Source organism: Nocardia iowensis, assembly GCF_019222765.1.
In the GTDB taxonomy this organism is placed as follows: domain Bacteria; phylum Actinomycetota; class Actinomycetes; order Mycobacteriales; family Mycobacteriaceae; genus Nocardia; species Nocardia iowensis.
Genome location: NZ_CP078145.1, coordinates 3,171,793 through 3,195,254, shown reverse-complemented (window position 1 = coordinate 3,195,254; position 23,462 = coordinate 3,171,793). Strand labels below are relative to the sequence as shown.

24 protein-coding genes are annotated in these 23,462 nt (G+C 66.0%); 9 read left to right on the top strand and 15 right to left on the bottom strand.

The genetic code is table 11. The features are described 5' to 3' along the window. Window positions 1–23: 23 nt before the first annotated feature. The 7 genes from KV110_RS14650 to KV110_RS14620 all read left to right on the top strand — a co-directional run bounded on the left by KV110_RS14650 (window position 24) and on the right by KV110_RS14620 (window position 8,132). A complete protein-coding gene (locus KV110_RS14650; protein WP_218476641.1) occupies window positions 24–4,682 on the top strand; it encodes a WXG100-like domain-containing protein in 4,659 nt (1,552 codons plus the stop codon). After that, window positions 4,669–5,190, top strand: coding sequence for a hypothetical protein (locus KV110_RS14645; RefSeq protein WP_218476640.1), 522 nt, complete (start codon window positions 4,669–4,671; stop codon window positions 5,188–5,190). The genes KV110_RS14650 and KV110_RS14645 overlap by 14 nt, the downstream gene beginning before the upstream one ends. Then, on the top strand, window positions 5,187–5,855 hold the full coding sequence (locus KV110_RS14640) for a glycosyltransferase family protein (RefSeq protein WP_218476638.1): 669 nt from the start codon (window positions 5,187–5,189) through the stop codon (window positions 5,853–5,855). The genes KV110_RS14645 and KV110_RS14640 overlap by 4 nt, the downstream gene beginning before the upstream one ends. Further along, window positions 5,842–6,351, top strand: coding sequence for a hypothetical protein (locus KV110_RS14635; protein WP_218476636.1), 510 nt, complete (start codon window positions 5,842–5,844; stop codon window positions 6,349–6,351). Before KV110_RS14640 ends, KV110_RS14635 begins: the two co-directional genes overlap by 14 nt. Window positions 6,352–6,379: 28 nt before the next feature. Further along, window positions 6,380–6,532 carry a hypothetical protein gene (locus tag KV110_RS14630; protein ID WP_218476635.1) on the top strand — a complete coding sequence of 51 codons (153 nt, stop codon included), beginning with the start codon at window positions 6,380–6,382 and terminating at the stop codon, window positions 6,530–6,532. 209 nt (window positions 6,533–6,741) lie between these two features. Then, window positions 6,742–7,548: a S1/P1 nuclease gene (locus tag KV110_RS14625; RefSeq protein ID WP_218478468.1), complete on the top strand. Its 807-nt coding sequence runs from the start codon at window positions 6,742–6,744 to the stop codon at window positions 7,546–7,548. Window positions 7,549–7,736: 188 nt separating this feature from the next. After that, window positions 7,737–8,132 carry an iron chaperone gene (locus KV110_RS14620; RefSeq protein ID WP_246634536.1) on the top strand — a complete coding sequence of 132 codons (396 nt, stop codon included), beginning with the start codon at window positions 7,737–7,739 and terminating at the stop codon, window positions 8,130–8,132. Here KV110_RS14620 and KV110_RS14615 read toward each other — a convergent pair. The 6 genes from KV110_RS14615 to KV110_RS14590 all read right to left on the bottom strand — a co-directional run bounded on the left by KV110_RS14615 (window position 8,129) and on the right by KV110_RS14590 (window position 11,556). Next, the gene (locus tag KV110_RS14615; protein ID WP_218476633.1) at window positions 8,129–8,602 is read right to left on the bottom strand and encodes a DUF1360 domain-containing protein; all 474 of its coding nucleotides are present in this window, start codon (window positions 8,600–8,602) and stop codon (window positions 8,129–8,131) included. The two genes, KV110_RS14620 and KV110_RS14615, sit on opposite strands and share 4 nt — an antisense overlap. Beyond that, entirely contained in the window at window positions 8,599–9,768 is a 1,170-nt protein-coding gene (locus KV110_RS14610; protein ID WP_218476631.1) for a zinc-dependent alcohol dehydrogenase, read from the bottom strand. Before KV110_RS14610 ends, KV110_RS14615 begins: the two co-directional genes overlap by 4 nt. Before the next feature lie 15 nt (window positions 9,769–9,783). Then, window positions 9,784–10,302 carry an SRPBCC family protein gene (locus tag KV110_RS14605; protein ID WP_218476629.1) on the bottom strand — a complete coding sequence of 173 codons (519 nt, stop codon included), beginning with the start codon at window positions 10,300–10,302 and terminating at the stop codon, window positions 9,784–9,786. Window positions 10,303–10,448: 146 nt separating this feature from the next. Further along, complete coding sequence (locus KV110_RS14600) at window positions 10,449–10,799, bottom strand: hypothetical protein (protein WP_218476628.1); 351 nt, start codon at window positions 10,797–10,799, stop codon at window positions 10,449–10,451. A gap of 3 nt (window positions 10,800–10,802) precedes the next feature. Continuing rightward, on the bottom strand, window positions 10,803–10,982 hold the full coding sequence (locus KV110_RS14595) for an ANTAR domain-containing protein (protein ID WP_218476626.1): 180 nt from the start codon (window positions 10,980–10,982) through the stop codon (window positions 10,803–10,805). A gap of 148 nt (window positions 10,983–11,130) precedes the next feature. Next, a complete protein-coding gene (locus tag KV110_RS14590; RefSeq protein WP_218476625.1) occupies window positions 11,131–11,556 on the bottom strand; it encodes a hypothetical protein in 426 nt (141 codons plus the stop codon). A 378-nt stretch (window positions 11,557–11,934) separates the two neighbouring features. Here KV110_RS14590 and KV110_RS14585 point away from each other — a divergent pair, with 378 nt between their 5' ends. Next, window positions 11,935–12,327, top strand: a complete 393-nt coding sequence (locus KV110_RS14585) for a VOC family protein (RefSeq protein WP_218476624.1) — start codon at window positions 11,935–11,937, stop codon at window positions 12,325–12,327. 1 nt (window position 12,328) lies between these two features. On the opposite strand, the gene KV110_RS14580 is transcribed toward KV110_RS14585, so the two are convergent. From KV110_RS14580 to aztB, 8 genes are all read right to left on the bottom strand, one after another. Further along, window positions 12,329–13,684 (bottom strand): hypothetical protein, encoded by a 1,356-nt coding sequence (locus tag KV110_RS14580; RefSeq protein ID WP_218476623.1) that lies wholly within the window; start codon window positions 13,682–13,684, stop codon window positions 12,329–12,331. Between the two features lie 442 nt (window positions 13,685–14,126). After that, the gene (locus tag KV110_RS14575; protein ID WP_218476622.1) at window positions 14,127–14,996 is read right to left on the bottom strand and encodes an alpha/beta fold hydrolase; all 870 of its coding nucleotides are present in this window, start codon (window positions 14,994–14,996) and stop codon (window positions 14,127–14,129) included. A 101-nt stretch (window positions 14,997–15,097) separates the two neighbouring features. After that, window positions 15,098–15,301: a hypothetical protein gene (locus tag KV110_RS14570; RefSeq protein ID WP_218476621.1), complete on the bottom strand. Its 204-nt coding sequence runs from the start codon at window positions 15,299–15,301 to the stop codon at window positions 15,098–15,100. Next, a complete protein-coding gene (locus KV110_RS14565) occupies window positions 15,298–16,227 on the bottom strand; it encodes a helix-turn-helix domain-containing protein (RefSeq protein ID WP_218476620.1) in 930 nt (309 codons plus the stop codon). The genes KV110_RS14570 and KV110_RS14565 overlap by 4 nt, the downstream gene beginning before the upstream one ends. A gap of 147 nt (window positions 16,228–16,374) precedes the next feature. After that, entirely contained in the window at window positions 16,375–17,172 is a 798-nt protein-coding gene (locus tag KV110_RS14560; RefSeq protein ID WP_218476619.1) for an SAM-dependent methyltransferase, read from the bottom strand. A gap of 191 nt (window positions 17,173–17,363) precedes the next feature. Next, complete coding sequence (gene aztD, locus KV110_RS14555) at window positions 17,364–18,524, bottom strand: zinc metallochaperone AztD (RefSeq protein WP_218476618.1); 1,161 nt, start codon at window positions 18,522–18,524, stop codon at window positions 17,364–17,366. Window positions 18,525–18,559: 35 nt separating this feature from the next. Then, window positions 18,560–19,477, bottom strand: a complete 918-nt coding sequence (aztC, locus tag KV110_RS14550) for a zinc ABC transporter substrate-binding protein AztC (RefSeq protein ID WP_218476617.1) — start codon at window positions 19,475–19,477, stop codon at window positions 18,560–18,562. Further along, the gene (aztB, locus tag KV110_RS14545; protein WP_218476616.1) at window positions 19,474–21,462 is read right to left on the bottom strand and encodes a zinc ABC transporter permease AztB; all 1,989 of its coding nucleotides are present in this window, start codon (window positions 21,460–21,462) and stop codon (window positions 19,474–19,476) included. Before aztB ends, aztC begins: the two co-directional genes overlap by 4 nt. 48 nt (window positions 21,463–21,510) lie before the next feature. Here aztB and aztA point away from each other — a divergent pair, with 48 nt between their 5' ends. Continuing rightward, window positions 21,511–22,239, top strand: coding sequence for a zinc ABC transporter ATP-binding protein AztA (gene aztA, locus KV110_RS14540; RefSeq protein ID WP_218476615.1), 729 nt, complete (start codon window positions 21,511–21,513; stop codon window positions 22,237–22,239). A 55-nt stretch (window positions 22,240–22,294) separates the two neighbouring features. Here the strand turns inward: aztA and KV110_RS14535 are convergent, their stop codons facing one another. Continuing rightward, on the bottom strand, window positions 22,295–23,335 hold the full coding sequence (locus tag KV110_RS14535) for a methyltransferase (protein ID WP_218476614.1): 1,041 nt from the start codon (window positions 23,333–23,335) through the stop codon (window positions 22,295–22,297). Window positions 23,336–23,462: the final 127 nt, after the last annotated feature.

The window sequence follows — 23,462 nt, the reverse complement described above, 5'->3', positions numbered from 1 at the left end:
GGGACGACGCGGAGCGCTGACCGGTGACGATCAATATTCCGTCCGGGCTCCAGTGGCTCAGCTGGGTTGCAGGTTCCGAGTGGCCGCAGGGCGACGAGGACGCGCTGTTCCGGCTCGCGCAGTACTGGCAGCGGGCGGCCACCGACTTGCAGGCCATCGTCCCCGATGTGCGCAACGCCGCGAACGCGACGCTGAAGTACTACGACGGCAATGGCGCCGAAGAAGCGGTCGCGCAGCTGAAAAAGCTGATCTCCGGCGATGATTCGATCGAGAAACTGGCCGAGCAGCTCGTCAAACTCGGCAACTACGCCGAAAACGGCGGAACCCAAATCGAATACACCAAGCTGCAGATCATCACCACGCTGGTCATCCTCGCCATCCAGATCGCGTGGGCGCTCGCGTCACTGTGGGGAGCGCTGGCGATTCCGGCGATGCAGGTGACCACCCAGATCGCCATCCGGATGATCGTCTCGAAGCTGCTTCAGGCACTGATCCAGGCGGGGGCGAAGATCGCCTCGCTGTCGTTCCTCAAAGCGCTCGGCGTGAATGTGGCGATCCAGGTGGCGCTCGGCTTCGCTCAGGAGCTGGGCATCCAGGCCTACCAGGCGGGCCAGGGTCATCGCAGGATGACCGCCGATGGTCGCATGACGAGCGACATCGATTGGAACAGAGTGGGTGTCGCGACGCTGGCGGCGGGAGCCAGCGCGGCGGTCGCCTTCCCACTCGGCCTCGGCGTCGGCAAGATGCTCGGGCCGTCCGCCACGGTGCGTGGTGCGCTGGGCAAGACCGCCGTCGCGGGCACGGTCGCCGGAATCGGCGGCGTCGCGGGCGGGTATGCGGCGGTCGGATTGGCTACCAACCATTGGGAATTCGACCCGCGCATGCTCTCCGGCGCACTGGGCGGTGCGCTTGCCGGTGGCATTCACGGTGTCCGTGGACAACAGCTGAGCATGCGCGCCGCGGCCGGAGATGTCAGCGCCGCGAAGATGCTCGGGATCCAACCCGGGGTGCACCCGGCGCAGACCGGCGAGTCGTCCAGCGTCCCAGGGGCCGACCACGGCGGAAACGGTGTCGCGCACGGTGATCCGCCGCCGCGCGGGGGCGCGGCCGATGAGTCGGCCGGTACCGGCGGAAACGGCCGGGCGGGCGCGCAGGACGGCAGCGCGGCTCCGCCACCCGGAGCGGAGGTGCAGGCCAGGCCGACACACGACGCCGCACCCGAGGCCCGTCCAGTGGCGGATGGCGGAGCGCGACAGGCACCGGCCGACAATGCCGTCCCGGTCCGTGCCGAGAGCGCGGACCAGGCACCGGTATCGCGAGCAGACGCGGCACCGCAGCGGGCAGCGGACGACGGCGGCCACGATGTCGCGCCAGCGCGGGCGGGAGACGCCGGGCACGACGCCGCACCGGTGTCACGGCCGGGCGATCCCGGCCACGATGTCGCCGCACCGCGGGCGACCGACGCCGCTCCGGTCGCGCCGCACGCCGCTGGCGATGGCAAAGCACCGGCATCGCAGGCGCATGCTGAGCCGCGTCCCGCGCAAGCCGAACCCCGTCCCGCGCAAGCGGAACCGCGACCGGCGCAAGCCGAGCCACGTCCGGTCCAGCCCGAGGCACGACCGGAAAGTCCCCGCCCAGCCGGGACGGAGGGCACCGGCGACAGGTCTACTACGGCACGGCCCGAGTCTCCGCGCCCCGGCGCCGGTGTGGAGGGCGGACGCGCGGGCGCCGGTGCCGAAGGACACCGGGGTGCGGACCGAGCAGGTGCGGCACCGCACGCCGAAGCGCGCATTCCATTGGAGGCACGAGCGGGCGAAGCGGTGCCGAAACCCATCGCCGCACAAACGGATGGCACCACAGCGAGCCCGCCGCGCAGCTCTTCCCGACCCGAGCTGATCACGGTGCTGCCCGGGCCGGACAGCCCGCGGGTGATCACGAACGACCGGCCCCTTTCACCAATCGGGGCACGCCCTGACGACCCTGCGGGCGGGCCGGAAAACGCTGGGCGGCACGGTGATTCGACACCGCTACCGCAGCTGCGGATCGGTGAGCACACGGTCGACCCGGTGGCCGTCCATTCGCTGCCCGAGCAGCGCGCCGAGCAGCTGCGGCAGCTGGGCAACAGCGTCCCCGAGCTGTACGAGCTGCGCCCCTCGGACGCGGACGTTTTCCACGAGCAGATGATGAAGCTGAAGGAGAACAACAAGTTCGCCGCGTCCGTGCACGTCTACGAGGTGGGCGAGTACCAGGGCATGCGGATGCTGGTCAGCGACGACGGCACCGCGGGCATCGCCATCAAGGGCGACGAAATCGTGTCGGTGTACTCGCATCGGGACGTGACGAACTACCCCAAGGCAGCCCACGCGCTGGTCGAGACCGCGGTGATGCTGGGCGGCCGACGACTGGACTGCTTCGACACCGTGCTGCCGAAACTGTACGCGGAGTGTGGTTTCGAGCCGGTGGCGCGGCTCGCCTGGGACGACCGCTACGCCCCCGACGGGTGGAGCTACGAGACCTTCGGCCGCTACAACGACGGACGCCCCGACGTGGTGTTCATGGCCCACAACCCGGACAAGCTCGGTTCCACCTACGAGCCGGGCGCCGGGCGCCATGTCGACACCTACGACGAAGGCGTGGACGCGGCTCGCGCCCATCTGACGCAAGACCTTCCGGCGCAGGCCGACTCGGAGCGACCACACAACAGATGCATCGTCCAGTCGATCGACGCCGCCAACGAATTCTTCGGCAGGCGGGTCGTCGGTGACGTGGACGACGCCGCCGTGGGACCGCGCGGTGTCCACATCGACGACGTGGAAGCCGCGGTCGGTGAGCGGTTCGTGCCGCACCCCGACCACGATGCGATCGCCGCTCGGCTGCTCGCCATGGACGAGCCGAAGGCCGCCGCGCTGGTCATCGACGAGTATCGCGGTGACCGTCCCGGCCAGCGGTACGGCGCGCACGCCTATCTGTTGACCAAGGAAGGCAACGACATTCGGGTGGTCGACCCTGGTGCCGAACTGTTCCACGGCCACCCGCCGCGGCTGCCGAGGGAACTGCACGGCACCTGGGCGGTCTTCTTGAACAAGGACGGTCCGGTCGCGACACACGAGGCATTCGTCGGGGATCGGCCGGAGTCACCGATCGGGCGAGACGTCGCCGACCCGGCGGTGCCGCGCGTCGGCGAGGAGGACCCGGCGCGGCAGGTGGATACGTCGGATGCGCGCCTGCGGATCCTGTTGGTTTACGGTGACTGGGGAATCGACCCGGGTGGCGTGCCAGCGGTCAACAGGTATTTGGCGGAAGGACTTGCTGAAGCAGGTCACGAGGTATTCGTACGAATCGGGGAACCGGTACCGGAAAACGAAAGTACCAATGTCACATTGATTCCTCCTCGTTCCTACGATCCGAGTGTGGAAAAACATCACCAACTGATTTCCCATCCCGAGGACCTGCCGCCGAATGTGGACGCGGTGATCGGCCACAGCCGGTTCTCCGGCTACGCGGCACGCGAGATCCGCGATGCGTTCTATCCCGACGCCAAACTCGTGCACGTTGTCCACATGGTCACCGACGCCCTCGGTCGCGTGCAGAACAGAGCCCAGTGGCCTGCACGTCTGTGGATGGAAACGGACCTGGTGTCCACCTCCGATATCGGTGTCGGTGTCGGCCCGAAGCTGGCCGAGGAGGTGCAGCGGTTGGCCGGGCGGACCGGCAGTGATCCGGTCGTTCACGAGTTGATGCCCGGCATCCCCTTCGCGGAGCAGTTGCCGCATACCGAAAGTGACGGGCCTCGCAAAGTGTTGTTCCTCGGTCGCAATGACGTGCAGAAGGGGGCGAAAGAAGCTGCGGAAATGATCCTGGAATTGAACAGGCAGGGAATAGAGACCGAGTTGATCGTGCGTGGTGTCGACCCGCGTGAAATGGCGCAGACGAAACAGATCTTGTCCGATATTGCCCAGCGTGAAGTCGAGATAAAGCCGTTCTCGACCGACCGCTCGGAACTGCTTGCGGACATCCGAAACGCGGATGTCATGATCATGAATTCGCGCGCCGAGGGATTCGGCCTCGTCGCCATCGAAGCCGCCGGAGCAGGCACGCCCGTCCTGGTATCCAGCGAGAGCGGTGCCGGTAAATTCTTCGGTGACTCCAGCCGATTCCCCGCCGAGATCGCGGAGCGCATTCTCGTCGAGCAGGGCTTCGAAGATCCGATACCGGTCGACCGCTGGGTAGAAAAGCTTCGGACCGTTCTCGCCGATCCGGCCGAGGCGCGGGCACTTGCCCGCGAACTCCAGGAACTGATGCGCAGCCAGAATCTCACATGGAAGGACGCGGCCGAACGGTTGGCGGCCATCATCCGGGAGACGCACATCTTGCCTGCGGAAAGACCGTTACCCGACTACCGCCCCCTACCCGATCAGGTCCAACCGACGCACCCCACCCGAGGGCCCGAACTCGAACCCAATTTGCCCACTGCGGTGGACTGGTTCATTCAGCGCTCGACTCAGCCACATGTGCATGAGCTCGCCGCGGCCATCTCCCGAGCAGGGTTGACGCGCGAACAGGCCCTGGAAGTGTGGTCCGCGTATGCTGAGGCCGGGCCGACCGAAGCGGATAAACAAGCCTTCGTGGCGCGATTCCTAGCAGCTCGAAAGGATCCCGGGGACAGCGATGGCCATCACTGACAGTGACCTCGAGCCGCACGCCGAACAATATGATCGACTGCGGAATGCGGCCGCGCACGTGCTGACCGTTCTCGACGACCCGGAGAGCGAGCCGGACACCGTGCGAGCAGCGCTGACAGAGCTGCATCAGGCGGTGCGCGGGCAGCGCGGTTCCGCGCAGACGGAGACTGGACTGCCCGCACAGGATCCCGCTGCGCACCTGCTCAGCCGACTCGCGTACGCGGGCAAGGTCGCGCGACCGATCACCCTCGATGAGCAAGCAGCCAACTTCGGTCAGCAACTGGCCGCCGCGCAACAGATGGACGAGCCGGGTCCCAGCGATCCCGATCGCGACGTCCGGCTGACCGAACTGCGCGCCATGATCGTCGGCGGGCTACTGCAGGAACTGGCCGCACGGCTGCGGCCGGGAGCGGCATTCGGCCCGAGCCGCGAGGGCGAACAACTTGCCGCAGCAGTCACCGAACTGGCCGCGGCCGTGCTCGATCGAACGTTTGTCGGGCGCCGATGACCGCGCCCGAGCACCAGCGCCATACCGTCGTGACCTTCAGCCGCGTCGAGCAATCCGGCGACTGCGCGCTGGCGGCGGCGCGAATCATCCAGCGGGTCAACGGCAAAGGGCTCGATGTCGACTTGATCGTGCGCGGTGCGCCGCCGGAGATCGTCGGCCGAGCGCGGCGACTGCTGTCCAGCGAAGCAGGCCGTGCGGTGGACGTCCGACCCTACGTGGTCGATCGAGCCGACATCGTGGCCGACCTGGCGCAGGCCGATGCGGTCATCATGCCGGTCCGCCCCAAGGGATTCGGGGCCGTCGGCCTGGACGCCGCACTCGAGGGTGTCCCCCTGCTGGTGCCAATAACCAGTGGCATCGGCATCTTCCTCGCCGACCCCAGCCGGTACCCGGCAGAGCTCGTCGAACACGTGCTGGTCGAGCAGGACTTCGACGAGCCGGTCCCGCTCGACCGCTGGGTCGGCAAGCTGCACGCGCTGCTCACCGACCTGCCGCGCAGCCGAGAACGCGCTCACACTTTGAAACATCATCTCCGCGAACAGAATCGAACGCGCGACGGCGCGACGGAATCGCTGGCCGCGATCGATCGCGCGGCACTGGCCGCCGCGAACAAGGAACACATTCGATACTCGGCACCGGGAGGCGACGGCGATGGCAGACGGTGACCGCACCGCACAGTACGAACTGTTGCGCGAGACGGCCATCCGGGTCCTCGACGCGATCGGCAACGCCCAAGAGGAACCGGAGGCGCTGCGAAACGCCTTGGTGGACTTGCACCTCACCGTCGCGGGCGACGCACCCATCACAACCTCGGCAGAACTGCCGCACCCGACCCTCGATCCGGAGCGTCACCTGCGCAGCAGGTTCAACTATGTGGACAGCACGGCCCATCCGGTGCCGCTCGTCGAGGAGGCGGCCGAGATTCGGCGGGAACTGGCCGAAGATCGGGGACGCGACGACCACAGTCCAGGCGATCCGGAGCGAAACGTCCACTTCACCGGGCTGGAAGCCATGATCATCGGTGGCATGCTGCAAGAACTCGCCGCCCGCCTGCAACCGGGAGATGCCTTCGGCCCGAGTAACAATGGTGCGGAGCTCGCCGCCGTGGCCACCGACCTGGCCTGGGAACTCCTCGACCAGACCTTTGTCGGCCGCAGCTGAGGACGCCGACCGAAGGAGCAGACACACCATGAGCGATACCCCCGAACTCACCAGGGAACAGCGGGAGGAATTCTGGCGCCGCCGCGGTTGGCGCCCGGACCTGCCGGAAGAGCAGCGCCTCGCGATCGAGCGGGAATGGGACGACGAGGCGATCGAACTCGCGGAGTTCCACGGCTTCTGACTCGTTCCTGGACCACCTCGCCGCGAAGATTTCGCCTGGCGTTTGCTTCTGAATAGAAGTTATCCCGGACACTCGGGTGCGCAACAGACGCACCAGAACTCGGGCTTCGGCATGCCGCGACGCGGGTTCTGCGGATCAGCGTCACCGAGGCGGCCGCGAGGCCGCACGAAGCGCCGTGGAGGGATTTCTCGATGCGAGGTAGAGCCGTGATGGTGAGCGTGTGTGCGTTTGCCGCAATGCTGTTGGCAGTTCCACCCTCGGCCAATGCGTGGGGCGTGCAGGGCCACAACACCACCGGCGCTATTGCCGACCTGCGGCTGAGCGCGGGGGCGCGAGATGAGGTCAGCCGCCTGCTGTCCGGTGAGCCCGACCCCACCCTCGCCGGTGTGTCCAACTGGGCCGACGACGTGCGCCGCAACGACCCTGAGCTCGGGAAACGTTCGGCGCCTTGGCATTACGTCAATATCGGCGAGAATGGCTGCGTGTACGATCCCGCGGTGAACGGCAACGGTGGGCAGAACGTCATCGAGGCCCTTCGGACGCAGACCGCGACGCTGGCCGACAGCACACGTTCGGATGCCGACCGGCGCCAGGCCCTGAAATTCGTCGTGCACTTCGTCGGTGACATTCATCAGCCGTTGCACGCCGGGTACGCCCGCGATCGCGGCGGAAACGAATTCCGCGTCCAGTACCTCGGTCACAGCACCAATCTGCACTCGGTGTGGGACAGCCGAATGCTCGACACCCGTCACGCCAGTGACCAAGAAGAGTTGCAGCGGCTGCTCGCGCTCCCCGCACCCGACCTGCCCGCGGCACAACCGGACACCGATCCCGTCCGCTGGGCGCAGGACAGTTGCCGGATCGTCGACACCCCCGGCTTCTACCCGGCGTCGTCCACCATCGGCGACGACTACACCCGCCAATTCCTCCCGATAGCCGAAGCCCAGCTCCGCCTCGCCGGCGAACGCCTCGGCCAACTACTCAACGCGGTGCTCGCCGCGCCGAACAGTTTGTGAGCGGCCCGCAACAGCAATTAATTGATCAGTTTCGAAGAAGCCGGTTGCGGCCTCCGCTCCATAGCATGGAGATCGTCCCAACAAGGTTGGCCGAGAGGAAACCGGCAATGAACGCTCAGCAGTCCGACAAGGACGCCGCCGCGAAGAACAAGTCCTCGGTGGGATTCACCGCCGAGGAATGAGCCGCGATGAAGGAGCACGCACAGGAGCTGAAGACGGCAGCGCGCCGCGGCCCACGGGCGGCGAAGGCGGATGGGGAACGCGACGTGCTCGCGAAGATCGCGGAGATGTCGGACTCCGATCGCACGATGGCCGAACGCCTCCATGCCATCATCAAAGCCAACGCACCAGAGCTTTCGCCGAAACTCTGGTACGGCATGCCCGCCTACGCCAAGGACGGCAAGGTCGTCTGCTTCTTCCAAAGTGCGGAGAAGTTCAAAGCGCGGTACGCGACATTCGGCTTCAACGACATAGCGAACCTCGACGACGGCACCATCTGGCCGACCGCTTTCGCGTTGACGAAACTGACCGCCGCCGACGAGGCACGAATCGGTGAGCTCGTGAAGAAAGCGGTCAGCGCCTAACCTTCGGCCAGTTGTTGGGCTTTCGCGTAGGCGAGGTGTAGGAAGTCGGCGCCGGCGAGGGCTGCCATCGAGTCCGCGACCATGCGGGTCGCCCGGGGGGCGAATATGTGGCCTACGGTGAATCCGGTGATTGCCCAGACGTCGAAACAGAACGGGCAGCTGAGTAATTCACCGAGACTGCGCTGGATACCATTGGCTGCCTTCGGTTGTTCTATCACCTCGCCGGGGCCGCCGTCGTCGTCGGTCGGTCGGGTGAACGGGGCCCGGACGGGTTCGGTGACCGCGGCCTTGGTGACGGTGCGGGAAAGTTTGTGTGCGGCGAACGCGGTGATCACGAGTTCGCGGACCGTCATGGCGCGCGGCAGTTGCCGATTGGTCAGACTGCCCAATAGGGCGACCGCGGCGACGACGATCGCGTACAGGGTCATCGTCGCCACATAGCCGCCGAGGCTGCGCTTGTTCTCGGTCATGGGCGGAAGACCGCCCGGACACAACCCTCCTGCTTGTTCTTGAAAATGTCGTAGCCGCGGACCGCGTCCTCTAGGGGCAGGTCGTGGGTGATGAGATACGACGGATCGAGATCGCCCTGCTGGATGTAATCGAACATCCGCGGCACGTATCGCTGCCCGTACTGCTGCGACGACCGGACCGTCAGACCCTTGTTGGTCACCACACCCATCGGGAACTTGTCGGTCAGACCATAAACGCCGAGTACCGAAACGACGCCGCCCTTGCGGCAGGCAAGGATCGCCTCGCGTAACGGGGTCGCGCGGTCGGTCTCCAGCCGCAGCAGTTGCTTGGCACGGTCGTAGATCTGCTGCAGTCCGGTGCCGTGCCCTTCCATACCGACCGCGTCGATACAGGCGTCCGGGCCGCGGCCACCGGTCATCTCCCGCAATGCCTCGTGCACACTGTCGACGGCCGTGTAGTCGACGGTTTCGGCACCGAACTGCTTGTGCGCCAAAGCAAGCCGTTCCTCGAACCGATCGATGACGATGACCCGGTCCGCGCCGAGCAGCCGGGCGGTGTGCCCGGCCATCAACCCGACACCGCCACTGCCCCATACCGCGATCGTGTCGCCGGGTGAGATGTCGCAGAACTCGGCGCCCATCAGGCCGGTCGGCACGGCATCGGACAGGAACAGCGCCTGTTCGTCGGTGACGCTGTCGGGAATGGTGAAACAGTTGACGTCGCCGAACGGCACCCGAACGTATTGCGCGTGCGAGCCCTGATAACCGCCGAAGGGATGGGTGTATCCGTAGATCCCACCGGTTGGGTAGCCCAGTACCGGCTGTTGCAATTCGGCGTTCGGATTCGTCGTGTCACACGACGACCACAGTTCGTGATCGCAATACCAGCATGATCCGCAGCCGATGAACGACGGAACGACTACGCGGTCACCGACTTTGCGCGCGGTGACTTCGTTACCCACTTCGACGATCTCGCCCATGAACTCGTGCCCGATCACGTCGCCTTCGCGCATGCCGGGCAGGTAGCCGTCGATGAAGTGCAGGTCGGAACCACACGTGGTGGTCAATCGAACCCGCACGACGACATCGTGCGGGTTGAGCAGCGACGGGTCGTCAACGGTCTCGACGGCGAGTTCGTTGACGCCGTTCCAGCAGAGTGCACGCATTGATCGTCTCCCGGTTCAGTGAGCGGCCGCACGCGCGCTCGGGTTGTGGGCGAGGGTGGGCACTTCACCGGTCTGCAGCAGTGCGCGCGCTCGGTAAAGCACCTTGAATGCGGCTGCGCCGGTGAGCAAGTCGGGTATGGGTGACTGCACCCGTAGCGTCACCTCGGTACCGAGATCGTGGGGTGCGTCCCGGAACGTCAGCTGGATCTCCGCTCCCTCGGTGGACGAACCATTCCCCGTAGCCCGGACGAAACGCAGGCTTCCCTCCTCCGCTACCAACGTGGTGTCCCACGTGATGGATTCGGCGTCGCCCCGATGCAGAATCCATTGGTAGCCGGTGGGTCCGGTCGACCGGACCTCGGCGATGTCGCCGAGCACCGCGGACAACTTTTCGGGGTCGCGCCAGAACTGTTCGACCTGATCGCGAGGACAACTGATGGTCACCGTCTGGGTGCCGCCACCGCTGCTGCCGGAGTCGATCACCTTGCCCACCAGATCGGTCAATTGCTCCTTCGCCTTATCGAGGTAGTTCACGAGTGCTCCTTCGAACGGTTTGCTCTGTGGCACATGTCAAGTGCGGGCGCGGCGGGTGCTCACCGTGTTCGACTCCCCGACCGCCTACCCGGCGGTCGAGCCGCCAAACAGCACCGACACGTTTCCCGGCGTGTCCATACCGACCGCTAATTTCCGCTGTCGGGCTCGGATCGCCGGTGCGGCGCGGCGAAGGGGTTCACCTCGCGCTCGGTATCGGCCGGATGCCGGTCGACGTCGAGGGTGGGCGGGCGCATGAGCAGGTAGGGGGCGCGGGCCGGGGCGATTTCGTCGAGACGTTCGTTGATGGCGTGCGCCAGAACGTCGTGCTGCAGGGTCGGCACCGCCATCAGTCCGTTGAGGTAGGCCTCGATTTCCATTCGGCCGACGTTGCCGCCGAGGGCGAGGTAGCGCAGCCACAATCCGTCCACCGTCAACTGGCTGGCTTTGTACGCCGCGACCAGTCGGTCTCGGTAGTCGTCCGCGCGCGGCGGGTGCACCGCTCAGCCGCCCTCTGCTGTCTGCGTGGTCGACGCGACGGCCTGCCGTACCGAGGTGCGACTGTGCTGAGCCAGCTCGATCAGCCGCCGGTAGGCATTGTCGGGGTCCAGGTACTCGCAAGCCATCAGCACGCCGCGGGCGAAGGAGATCGTCTCGCGCGACTGGATTGCGTCCTCGGTCATCACAGCACCTCGATCCAGCAGGACGGGCTGCACCACACCCGAGCTCTCGAGCATTGACGGGATGCCCGCGCGCGGGGGCGGCAAACGCTTCGCATCGCTGTCCTGCCGCGCCCTCCGGCCACCCGCCGCGCCGGATCCGCCGACCACGTCATTCCGGGGAAGCGGGTTCTCGGATCTCCTGAGGTACGGACCCGCCTGCTATGTCGGCGGCGATGCCTAGGTCCTCTTCGTAGCTGCTTATGGTGAGGTCATCGTCGCTGCTCCGCAGGCCGACGGGATCGGAAAGTGCCGAGTCCGGTTCCACTGGCGCGGTTTCCACCGTGACGTCGGGCTGTTCTTCGGCCAAGCGTTCATCCAAGGGTCGCGGGTGGGCTTCTTCCCACGGCGTCATGCCGTATTTGGTGACACCCGACCAGTGCTCAGGAGGATCCATCCCGCGTTCTTGGGGATCGACCCGCAACCGGTCTTCGTCGAGATCCTCTGCACTGTTGAGCGCGGCCGGGTCGGTTTCCACCGAGTCCGGCGTACCGGAGTCCTGTGGCGGATCGTAAGTGTTTTCGCCCTGTTCCGTCATTGATACCTCCTCTGCCAGTACGTGACTTCCCGCCACGGTGCTGTTCAACCGGCGACGGCCGGGGCCGCCCCTGGGTACTTCCACAACGACTCGACCGGTCAGCAACCAACGGCCGCGAAGTACCCGCGAGTCCTGCGGCGAAACAGCAGCAGTGGTGGCGCCTAGTGATGCCTCGAGCGGTGTCGGTACACATGTACCCAATGCGAGCCATACCACATAGCACAGCATCAGCAACCCCATAAGGTACAAATGTACCTAGATCAGGTCACTTCCCCGCCGCCAAAGGTGGCGAACATCGACAAGGAGAAGATCATGCCGTTCCTCCGCGTTCGGGCTGGTCGGCCAGTACGCCCACCGGGCCTGAAGGAAGGTTTCGCCATGTCAGGTAACTCCAGCTCGACACCTTCGGCGACCGTCGCCTCCTATGCCTTCTGGGCTGCCGATGGCCGGGCGCTGGCCGAGTTCTACGCGGCGGCACTGGGTTGGGAGATCGCTCAGGAATTTCCGGACGAGAACGGCGTTCCTGTCGCCTTTTTGGTTACCGACGGCACGACGACCTACGTGTTCTACACCGCCAAGCAATTCCGTGCCCCGAACTGGCCCGCCGATGAACTGCCCTTCCATCTGGATCTGAGCTTCGCCGATGTCGCCGACGCCGAGCGACGGCTGGTGGACCTCGGTGCCACCAAACCGGACTTCCAACCCGGCGGCGAACAGTGGACGGTCCTGCTCGACCCGTCCGGCCAGCCCTTCTGCATCAGCCAACGCTGACCTAGTTGTCGACGCCGTTGTTGGGCGGCAGGTTGTAGAACTCCGGCATGATCTCGTTGAAATGCGTTGCTTCCCAGGCTGTCTGGTTGAGCATGTTGGGGTCGATGGTGACGAAGGGCATCCACCCTTCTTGGTACCAGCGGGTTTCGCCGTCGTTGATTCGCCGCAGAGCGATCTCGGCGGTACAGGCGGTGAAGCCTTCTTGTAGTGCCCGGCACGAGTCGTAGATCAGGTAGTTCACGTCGAGCTGAGCCAGAATAGGGATGGACCGCCAGACTTCGCCCAGTGCGAGAGGTAGCGCGCGCAGGATCTGACCCTCGAGTCCGGGACCCGCGACCTGGCCGAGTCGGACGAAGGCGTCGAGCAGATCGGTCGCCCGTCCGTCCGTGATGGTCCATCGACTCCCCGGTAGACCGATGCCGGTGTCGGACACCTGTCGCCAGTCGATCGCGGTGGCTTGCCGCCCATCCCACGGAGACCGAGCGTCCGTGCGGACCCGCCCTTGGACGGTCTGCCCCGTGCCACCAGGGAACAGCCACGGCATCATCTTGATCAGTGGATCGAACACCCCCACCTCGGTGACGGGGGCAAAGAAGCGGTTGGTGATCGCCCCGCCCTCGTTGGTCGGTGTGTACAGATGCTTGCCCGCCCACACCATTTGGCCGAGCTCCTCGCCCAGCCGGGCCAAAACCCCTGTGCTGCAACTGAATGGGTCGGTGAGCAGCGGCGTGAGGATTCGCTTCAGCGGCTCGGTGATCAGCCCTTCGGGAAGCCGGAAGCCCCATTCGAGAATGTTGCCGATGATATCCAGACGCGAGCAGGTGGGGACCGCGAGGGTGAGGGTGTCCTCGCCGAACAGCGGCCCACCTCGACCGAGGAACTCGAAGATCTGGCGCTTGCGATCATTGCTGGAGACACGGAAGGCCATGACCGTCCGCCGCCAGTTGTCGTTGTAGTTCGAACACGCCGCGCCGAGTTCGTCCGAAGTCCGGTACATCGCCCCGGGATTGGCGTCTTTCCACTCCGTCGCGAGTCGATGCGAACTCGGATTGACCGGCACCGGAGCACCTTCGGGCCGGACGGCAGGCGATTGATCGGCGTTGGGGACGAGCACGCAGTTGTCGGCCCAGTTGACGGCGCCGTCCCGGTCGAAGTCCGCCCAGTACAACGGTTCGGTGGCCGGTGGCGGGTTCTCGATGGTCCAGCCGCCCGCAGGCACGTCCGGAAACGGCTGCGGGTCCGGGTACGCGACCGGCAAGACCGGCGCCTCGGTGGTGCATCCCCAGATGCCGCACGCCGGTGGATCGGGGTACGGCTCGGGCTGGACGCTCGGTGCGGCGGTGACCGCCGGAGCCATTCCCACCCCGGCCGCGACCGCTACGGCGGCGACAACCAGTTGCCGCTGCCTCCGGAGAACCGGCTGTTTCCAGTTTGCATTTCGACCTCTTGCCACAGTGCGCCCTTCTTCTTCCGCAAACGACATAGTTCGTTTTCCTGAGGCGAGCAGCGGAGCTTCGGCCGTTGCGTCAGGGTGGACAGAACGATACACTGTCTCAGACAGATGAAGGAAGGTTTTGACAATCAGCTTTACGCGCTAATCAATTACAAAGACCGCACACTGTGCTGCGCCGGGCAAGCAGCACAGTGCGAGCATTTATGCAGCTCAGCGTGGGGTTGGACAAAGCGGCGCACCCATGAGACAATCGAAAACTTGCCTTACCGAATAAGATCATCAGTACAGGCTCTACTCCCCCCATTCGCGCGCAGTAATTGCCCTTTCGATAGCACGACGGGTGGTATCACTTCTTTCCGTCGAGAACCTCACGCAGTGTCCGAGCAAACGCCTCGGGCTGCCCGGCGTAGCCGAATTCTTCGTCGATGAACCCACCGTGGTGGCTGGGAAACACGGTCGCCTGCTGACCGAGCCGCTCGGCGGCGGCCACCGACGTGCGTCCGCAGAACGTGCCCAGCGACTCCTCGCCCACGGCGATCACGACACGGGTCGGCGCCGCCGCGAGTGCGGCGAAGTCGGGCCGATAGCTGCTGACGGCCCAGGACCGGTCCGACAGCAGCGGGTCATCGCGGCTGCCGTCGTCCTCGCTCGGCAGCCCGAACACAGCGGGGTCCGGGGCGGGCTGGGCAAAGTACTCCTCGGTGATCTCGCCCTGCCACGACGTCATCGCGATGAAGGCCGCCATGCCCGCACCGAAACCCTTGGCCTCGTACACGTCGCGATAATCGGCGCGGGCACGCTCGACAGCCGCCGCGTCCGGAAGTACCGAAATGAGCGGCGGCTCGTGGGCCACCAGCGTGGTCACATCGCCGGGGTAGGCCGTCACGAGCGCGAGCGCGACGATCGCGCCGCCACTGCTCGCGAACATCTCGACCGGACCCGCGCCGAGCGCCTCGATCACGGCATGCACGTCGTCGGCGTGCACGGTCGGCACATTGTCGACCCGACCGTCTTTGCGGACGCTGCGGCCGAGGCCGCGCGGGTCGTAGGTGACCACGGTGCGATCGGGAAAACGCGGCGTCAGCGCGCGAAAGCCGCTGGCGTCCATCGGCAGGGCGATCAGGAACAGCGGTGGACGTCCGTCGGCGGTGGGCAACGGCCCGTGCACGTCGTAGGCGATGTCGAACTCGGGGGTCGTGAGGGTATGTGTCGTCATATCAATAAGGACGGCTTTCGCACCGAGAAATCATCGGGCCCGAATCAGCGAACCAAGCACTCGCAGCGGTGATTTGGCGATCGAAGACCAGTGGTGGGCCGCTACCTGGGGTCCGATACCTGGCGCACGCTGATCATGGCGGCGAACACCGTGATCAGGGTCTCCACCGCAGTGGGCCAGTCGATCAGGAAACCTACCGGCGCCGAAACAACGACTGCTGCCGCCAGCTCCGGCAACGGCGGGCCGGCCGGGCGTGGCGCCGACGGCTGCGGGCTGGGATCGCCCGCGGGCGGCGTCAGACTCATGCGAGCTCCGTCCTGTCTTCCGATCCGGCCATGAGCGATTCGAGGCGTGCCGCGGTTTCGCTCGGTCGCGCGGCCTCGGCGGCGAGCATGTCGCCGATTTGCAGATAGCGCTCGATGTCTTCCCTGCTCTCCAGGTAGAGCGTGCTCGTCGGTTGCGATACGCACACGACGTCCGGCAGGCGCCGTTCGTGGAACCGCAGATACAGGAAAGCGCTGCCGATGACCGCGGGCCCACAGGCCGCGTCGCCGACAATCTGCATGACGATGTTCTCCGGCCTTATCACCTGCTGGAGGCGGTGGAGCTGATCGCGCCACACCGTGGCGCCGCCGATCGGACGGCGCAGTGCGCTCTCCTCTACCACCATCCACACATACGGCGGGTCGGCGCGGTCGAGGATCTCCTGCCGCCGCAATCGCACGGTGAGCAGCCGATCGATCTCGGCGTCCGGGCGATCCGGATACCTCAATCGGAGTGCCGCCCTGGCATATTCAGCGGTTTGCAGCAGTTCAGGAACGACCGCCGGTTCGTAACAGCGAATCGTTCGGGCCGCCGATTCGAGGTTCAGCAGCTCGAATCCTTTGGGGAGCGAGTCACTGTCGCGGTGCCACCAGCCGGGCCGATTACCGAGTTGCACCAGCGACAGATACTTGTCGTGCTCATCGGTATCGGTGACGCCGTAGAACCTGAGCAGCTCGACCACGCTGCGACTATCGAGCCCGACTGTGCCGGATTCGATGCGACTGATCGTCGACGCCGTCGCCCACGTGCCCTTGGCGACGTCCTCTTGAGTCAGCCCTCGTCCCTTGCGCAGCTGTTGCAGCCGCGAGCCGAGCATCCGCCGCAGAACCGTGGGCACCTGCCCGATATTCGTGGTGCCCCGGATGCTGGTGAGCTCCGCACATCCCGAGCTTCGATCTATGTCCATGCGTCAAGTCTGGCACCGTGAGCGGCGTTTGTACTTGCAGATGTACACGCAAATGCACGCACATTTGGGTAAGTGCTGAAAAAAACCGCCACGGTCTGCAGGCGATCCGCTGTCGTCTGGAGACCGTGGCGGCGACTTCAAGATCTACTAGGGCTTACGCGCCACCGCACCGTAGGCCGAGATCGCTCGGGCGTCGCCCACCTCGGTCTCCGGGACACGCCACTGCGTGATGGGCACGAAACCGGGTTCCACCATCTCCAAACCGTCGAACACCGCACTGATCTCGGCTTGCGGCCGGGGGGTGTACGGCGCGCCACCGGTCTTGGCGTACTCCGCACACAACCTGACGTAGGCATCGCTGTCGTCGGTACCGTCCCACATCACCAGGTAGCTGCCCGATGGCACGGCGTCCAGCACCGTGCCCACGATGCGCCGCAGATCCTTGTAGGTTTCGGCGTGGCCGAGCACGCCCATGAACATGACGGCGATCGGCTCGTCGAAATTCAGCACATTGCGCGCGTCGGCGATGATCTGCTCGGGGTTGTTGAAATCGGAGTCGACGTAGGTGGTGACACCCTCGTTCGTCGTGCTGTTGAGCAGCGCCCTGGCGTGCGCGAGCACCAACGGGTCGTTGTCCACGTAGACGATCTTGGCCGACGGCACAATACTCTGGGCGACCTCGTGGGTGTTCTGCATCGTCGGCAGCCCGGTACCGACGTCGAGGAACTGCCGGATGCCGACCTCGCCGGCGAGGAAGCGGACTGCGCGGATCAGGAACTGGCGCGACTGCACCGCCATGGTGCTGATGTCGGGGTCGATCTCCTTGCCCGCGTCCCCGGCGATCTGATCGATTTCGTAATTGTCCTTACCGCCCATCCAGTAATTCCAAATGCGCGCCGAATGCGGGATATCCGTTCGGATCGTCGGCGTACTTTCCTCTGACATGGGGTTTCGACTCCTCAGCACACGTACGGCGGCACACAGAGCAGTGTCGCGGCGGGTTGTTGCATCCGACCTGCACTGCGACAGTACAAGATTGACACGTCGCATATGTGCAGGTTGGCGGAGATGTCGCCAGAGTCGAGACCGCCCGGCTCGCGAGCGGCGAGCCGGGGCGGGATGGGGGGCGAAAGAGGTCAGTGGCCGGTGACGCCGCTGAGTTCGTTGGGGGTGGCGGGCAGGGTTGCGGTGGCTGTGGTGGTGCCGGTGGGCAGGTCGATGCGGAAGACCTTCTTGCTGGTGGGGTCGGAGACGTAGGCGGTGTCGCCGCGGACGAACAGGGCGGGGCGGGGCTGCTGCCACTTCAGCGGTTCCTGCCACGGGTCGATTACCGGGATGGTGCGGGTGACGGTGGCGGTGACCGGGTCGATCACGTGGATGCGGCCGTCGGTGCCGAGCACCAGTGCCTCGCCCTGCGGGCCGCGAGCCAGTGAACGGAAGGTGTAGCTGGTGCCGATGTCGACCAAGCGCATGGTGTTCGTTGCCGTGTCGATCAGCGAGACCTGGTGCGGGCGTTCGAGTTCGGCGTCCTTGTCCTGCTTGTAGTCGCCGAGCACGATCGGGGAGGCCGCGCTGCCGGACTGGTTGCCGATTCGGCCGTACGGGGTCGGGCTGGTCACCTTGGTGATGACACCGTTGCGGTAGACCAGAACGCCGTTCTGGCAGCCGATCACGACCGCCTCGCCCTGTGCGGTCGACTCACCGTGCACGCCGGGGCAGTCCTCGCTGCGGGTGATCTCCTTGCGGTCCTTGTCCAATACCGCGATGCCGACCCGCTTTTCCTCGGTCCCGAGGGTGACGACGAGTTCGTCGTTCGCCAATTCGATCGCCACCCCGTGATGCGGTGCGGCGGCACGATAGACCTCGGTGGCCGGCTTGCCACCGTCGAGCTTGGCGGGGTCGAAGATCGTCACTTCGCCGGTGCCATCGGCGAAAAGCACTGTGCGCCCGGCATGCTGAACGACGTGACCCGGCTTCTCGCCGGGGAACTCGATACCGGTGAATTTCGCGTCGAATGCGTCGAGCACCTGGAAGCCGTCCTTGGTCGACACCATCAAGTGGCGGTCGTCGCCCGCGGGGTTGAGCCGGTTGAAGCCATCCAGTTTCAGCTCGCCGGACTGCTCCAGCGACTTTCCGTCCAGCAGGTAGATCCCGCCGTCGTAGGTGACCCCGATCGGCTCGGCGCCGGGTTCGTGTGCGTGATCGGAATCCTTTGCGCCGCAGCTACTGAGAGCGACGGCGGAGGCGATCAGCCCGGACAGGGCCACTGCTTTCGTGGCTCGTGACCGAATATGCATGTGCTGCTCCATTTTTCTCGTGCGGTGTGCGGTGTTCATGGCGCGGTGAGGCCGCGGACGATCGCCGCGGTGTTGGCGCGCATCATTTCCAGGTAGGTGCCGGCGCCCGCACCGGGTTCGGTGAGCGATTCGGTGTGCAGGCCGATGACCTGCACGCGCACACCGGCCTGTTCGACCAGGACCTTGGCGAGCCGGTCGGGCTGGGAGGAGTCGACGAAGATCGCGCCGACACCGGCGGCACGGATGGCGCCTGCGAGGGCGCTGAGATCGGACGCGCTCGGCGAGGCGAGGGTCGTTCCGCTGGGTATCACCGCGCCGACCACCTGGAAGCCGAAACGCTGGGCCAGATAACCGAATACGTGGTGATTGGTGACCAGCTTCCGGCGTTCGGCGGGGATGGTGGCGAACTGTTCGGTCATCCACTGATCGAGCTGGTCGAGCTCCGTCAGGTATCGGTCGGTATTCGCCCGGACCTTCCCGGTATCGATGCCGTCGACGTGGTCGGTAATCCCGGCACTGATCACCTCGACCGCCCGGCGTACCCGCTTCGGATCGGTCCAGAAATGCGGGTCCGGCCGACCGGCCGATTCGTCCGAGACGTAACTGATGGGATCGACGCGGTCGGCGACGGATAGCGTTGGCACACCGGCCCGCTCGGCCGCCTCGACATTGCGCGCGACGCCCTCCTCCAAGCCGAGCCCGTTGTGCACGATCAGCCCGGCGCGTTCGAGTTGCGCCGCCTGCTGGGCGGAGATCGCGAAGGCGTGCGGGTCGGCGTTCGGCGCCATCAGGACGGTCACTTCGGTGGCGTCGCCGACTATGGCACGGGTGAGATCACCGAGAATGTTGGTGGTGACGACGATTCCGGTGCCGTCGCGCCCGTCGCTCGTGCACGCGGTGAGCGCCGACAGCAGGACGGCCATGGCGGCCAGTACGCGGATCACAGTTCTCATGAGCCCGTCTCCACCAGGTAGGTCGGTGCGATATCGAGGGTGAATGTCCTTGCGACGCGCAGGTTGTCGTTGTAGTCGACCTCGTACACCCGTCGAGCCCGCGCGTCGCTGACATAGGCACGATTCGTGTCGACGACGATCACCGGCGCTGTGGCGTCGTCGGCGAGCGGGTCGGCCAGTAGCGGGATTCGCTGTTTCTCGGCACCTGTTTCGGGGTCGATACCGTGCAGCACGCCATCGCGGGTGAGGGCGAGCAGTGGCGAACCCTCGCCCGCGGTGTTCACGGCCCGCACCGGACCGATCGGCGCCAGGGTCCATGCCTTCTTCCGGACGTCGAGCGACCACAGACCCTGCTGTCCGGCCGGGGCGGTGAGGGTGGTGCTGCCCGGACGGTGGGTGAATTCGACCGCCCGATCGGACTCCGAAACCTGGTGCGGATAAGGGATCTTCGCGCCGGTGAAGACGCCGTCCTGCCGGGTCACCACCAATGCGCCATCGGCACAACCGAAGACGACGCCCCGGCGCGTCACCGCCTGACCTCGCGGACTCGGGCAGGACTCGGCGACAGTCGTCACCGGCGCACCATCGCGGGTCCTGACCGCCACCCGCTCCCCTGCCACCAGCAGATGTTCGCCGTAGGGCACGGCGATCCCCGCGCTGATCCGATCGCGTTCGGTGACTGTCCCACCGTCGAGTGCGGGCCGATCCAGCAGCACCGTGCCGCCGTCGACAGCCAGTGCGACTACGGCGGTGTCACTGTGCGCGGCCGCTGCTCGACCGCCGGCGAGCGAGCCGACCTCGCGGACCGGCGCGCGGTAGTAGTGGACGTGGTCACCGTGGTCGACGGTCCACGCGCCACCGTCCACGATCCGCACCGACCCGCCTGCGCTGGCGTAGGCGAACCTGCCGTCTGTGACGATGCCCGTCAGCCCGTCCACCCGGCCTGCCTCGGTGGTTTCCTCGGTGATCAGATCGAGCACCCGGATCGCACCGGAATCCTTGTCTCCCAGGATCAATCGTGATTGCGCGTCGGATGCTTCCTCGGCTCCGGCGACATAGCCGTGCGGCGTCGGCTCGACAGCGGGAGTGTCGGCGCCGGAACCGCAGCCGGCCAGCGGCACGGCGGCAGCGATGACTGCCAGCAGCGCAATGGGTTTGGCGGAACGCCGGATCCGATCGCGCAACGCCGCGGCCACGGCCGAGACGAAGAACAATCCCACCGCGACCAACGCGATGGTGGCCCCCGCAGCGGTACCGGCATGCCACGAAATCAGCAGGCCGACAACGGTCGACAGCGCACCGAGCAGCGCCGCGATCACCATGATCAGCGGAATCCGGTTGGCCCAGTAGGTGGCGGCCGCCGGTGGCGCGATGAGCAACCCGAAAACCAGCAGCGTCCCGACGATGTGGAATGACGCGACGATTGCCAGCGTCACCAGGCCGACCAAGGCCACGTGCGCGAGCTTCGGCCGCAGACCGAGGGTGTGCGCTTTGCGCGCGTCGAAGGTGAGCGCCACGAACGCTCGATGCCCGAACACCGCCACCACCAAGGCGACCAGCAACGCGGCGGCCAGATACCCGAGATCTCGCTCGCCAACAGCCAATACGTCACCGAAGAGGAAACCGGTCAGGTCCACCGCGAAGGATTGGGAGCGGGAAACGATGATCACCCCCAGCGCCAGCATGCCAACGAACAACAAGCCGATCCCGGTATCCGCGGCGAAGCGCCGGTTGCGGCCGAGGACCGAAACCCCGAACGCCATTGCCGCACAACTCACCGCGGCGCCGAGCAGCAGGTTGCCGCCGAGCAGGGACGCCACCGCGACACCGGGCAGCATCCCGTGTGCCATCGCGTCACCGAGAAAAGCCATGCCGCGCACCACAACCCACGTTCCGGCCAGCGCGCATACGCAGGAGACCAGCAGGCCACCCCACACCGCTCTTTGCACGAACGCCACCTCGAACGGGTCGAACAGCCACTCCATGATGGGCCACACTATGATGATAATGATTATCATTACAAGTGAGGTGACATGGGACACATCGACCACCCGGCCGCGATCCACATCAGTGGACTGTCCGCCGGCTACTCCGACCACCTCGTATTGCACGACGTGACCGCGACGATCCCGCTCGGGCAGGTCACGGCCCTGGTCGGCCCCAACGGGTCAGGGAAGTCGACACTGCTCGGGGTGCTGGCCGGAGTCGTCACACCACAGGAAGGGGTAGTGCGACACCAGACCTCGGGTCGGCCGGCGTTCGTGGTGCAGCACAGCGCCGTTCCCACGACACTGCCGCTCACCGTCCGAGAAACGGTGGCCATGGGCCGCTGGGCGCACCGCGGTCCGTGGCGGCGGCTGTCCCGCCACGACCACAGCGTCGTCGAAACCTGTATGGCGCGAATGGATATCGGCGACCTCGCGCGCCGCCGCCTCGACAGCCTCTCCGGCGGCCAGCGCCAACGCACGCTGCTCGCCCAGGCACTGGCTCAGGAATCGGAACTACTGCTTCTCGACGAGCCGGCCGCTGGACTGGATTCGGCTACGCAGCAAGAGATCTCGCGCGCGTTGACCGAGATCAGCGGCAACGGTGTCACGGTCGTACAGGCCACCCACGACCTCGCCGAGGCCATGCGCGCCGACCATTGTCTGCTGCTGCGCGATGGCCGGGTACTCGCCGAGGGCCGACCACAAACCGTCCTCGCCGAGCACAACTCCGTGGCTTACGCCGCATCAGTGGACCGGACGGGACCAGCGGCGTAAGCGCACCCCGTATCCCACGCACGCCAGCTAGGCGGCGAACAGGCCGATCAGCACGTCAGGCGGCCTTCGCCTCGAGATACCAGAAGCCGACGTCCGCTGAGAGCGGAGACGTTGTGGTGAGGACGAATCCGGCTTGCTCACACAGCTCGGCGAATTCGGCGCAGGTGCGTTCCCTGCCACCGACGTTCACCAGCATGTTGAGGTCGCTCAGGTACAGACCCGCCGGCACCGTCTCGGTAACCCGTTCCGGCAGTACAGGTTCGATGATGAGCAGGGTCCCCGTCGGCGGGCAGACCGCTCGGCACTGCCGGAGGATCCGCACGCACCGGTCGTCGTCCCAATCGTGCAGAATGCTCTTGATCACATAGAGGTCGGCGCCACCGGGAATGCCGGTGAAGAAGTCGCCCGTGACGACCGACGCCCGCTCGGTCACGCCCGCTTCGGCCAACCGTTCCGGTGCTTGCGCACTGCCTTCTTCCGTGTCGAAAATGACCCCGCGCAGCTCCGGGTTCGTCCGCAGGATGCCCGCGAGCACTGTGCCGTCGCCACCGCCGATGTCGAGCACCGTGCTGAAACGGCTGAAGTCGTACGCTTGCGGCAGCGCCTCGGCAACCACCCGCGACGCCTGACTCATGGAGGCGTTGAACAAGGCGGATATGGCCGGTTCGGTCTTCAGATGGTCGAAGAACGGCGCGCCGAAGCGTTCGTCGAAGGACGTCTTCCCCGTGCGGACGCTCGACGCGAGATCCTGCCAGGCGTTGGTCATCACCGGGTCGGTGAACATTTCCACGAAGGCGTGTAGCGACTGCGGGTGGTCGCTGCGCAGCAGCTCGCCCGCCGGAGTCGGAGCAAAGCAGTCCACCGTCGTTTCGGTGAACAGACCCAGCGCGGTGAGTGCGCGCAGCAGCCGGACCAGGGTCACCCGCGGTACGGCCAAGTCCTCGGCGACCGCGCCGACCGGTCGAGGTGCCGCGCCGAATGCGTCGAGCAGCCGGAGCTCCGCCGCCGCACGCACCACGAAGGTTGTCATGAAGCCTGTCGTCAGTCGCCGCAGCACGATGTCCGGCTGATTTTCCGGCTGTATGGTCTCGCTCAATTGGGCCACCCCATTCCCGTAGTCGATCTTAGTTAGGCTACCCTAATTTCGCCCGGTGTGGCCAGGGTGGCGTGAGAAACCTCATCCAGGTGAGGCTTGCCTAAGTTGTGACAGGTGGTTCTAATGG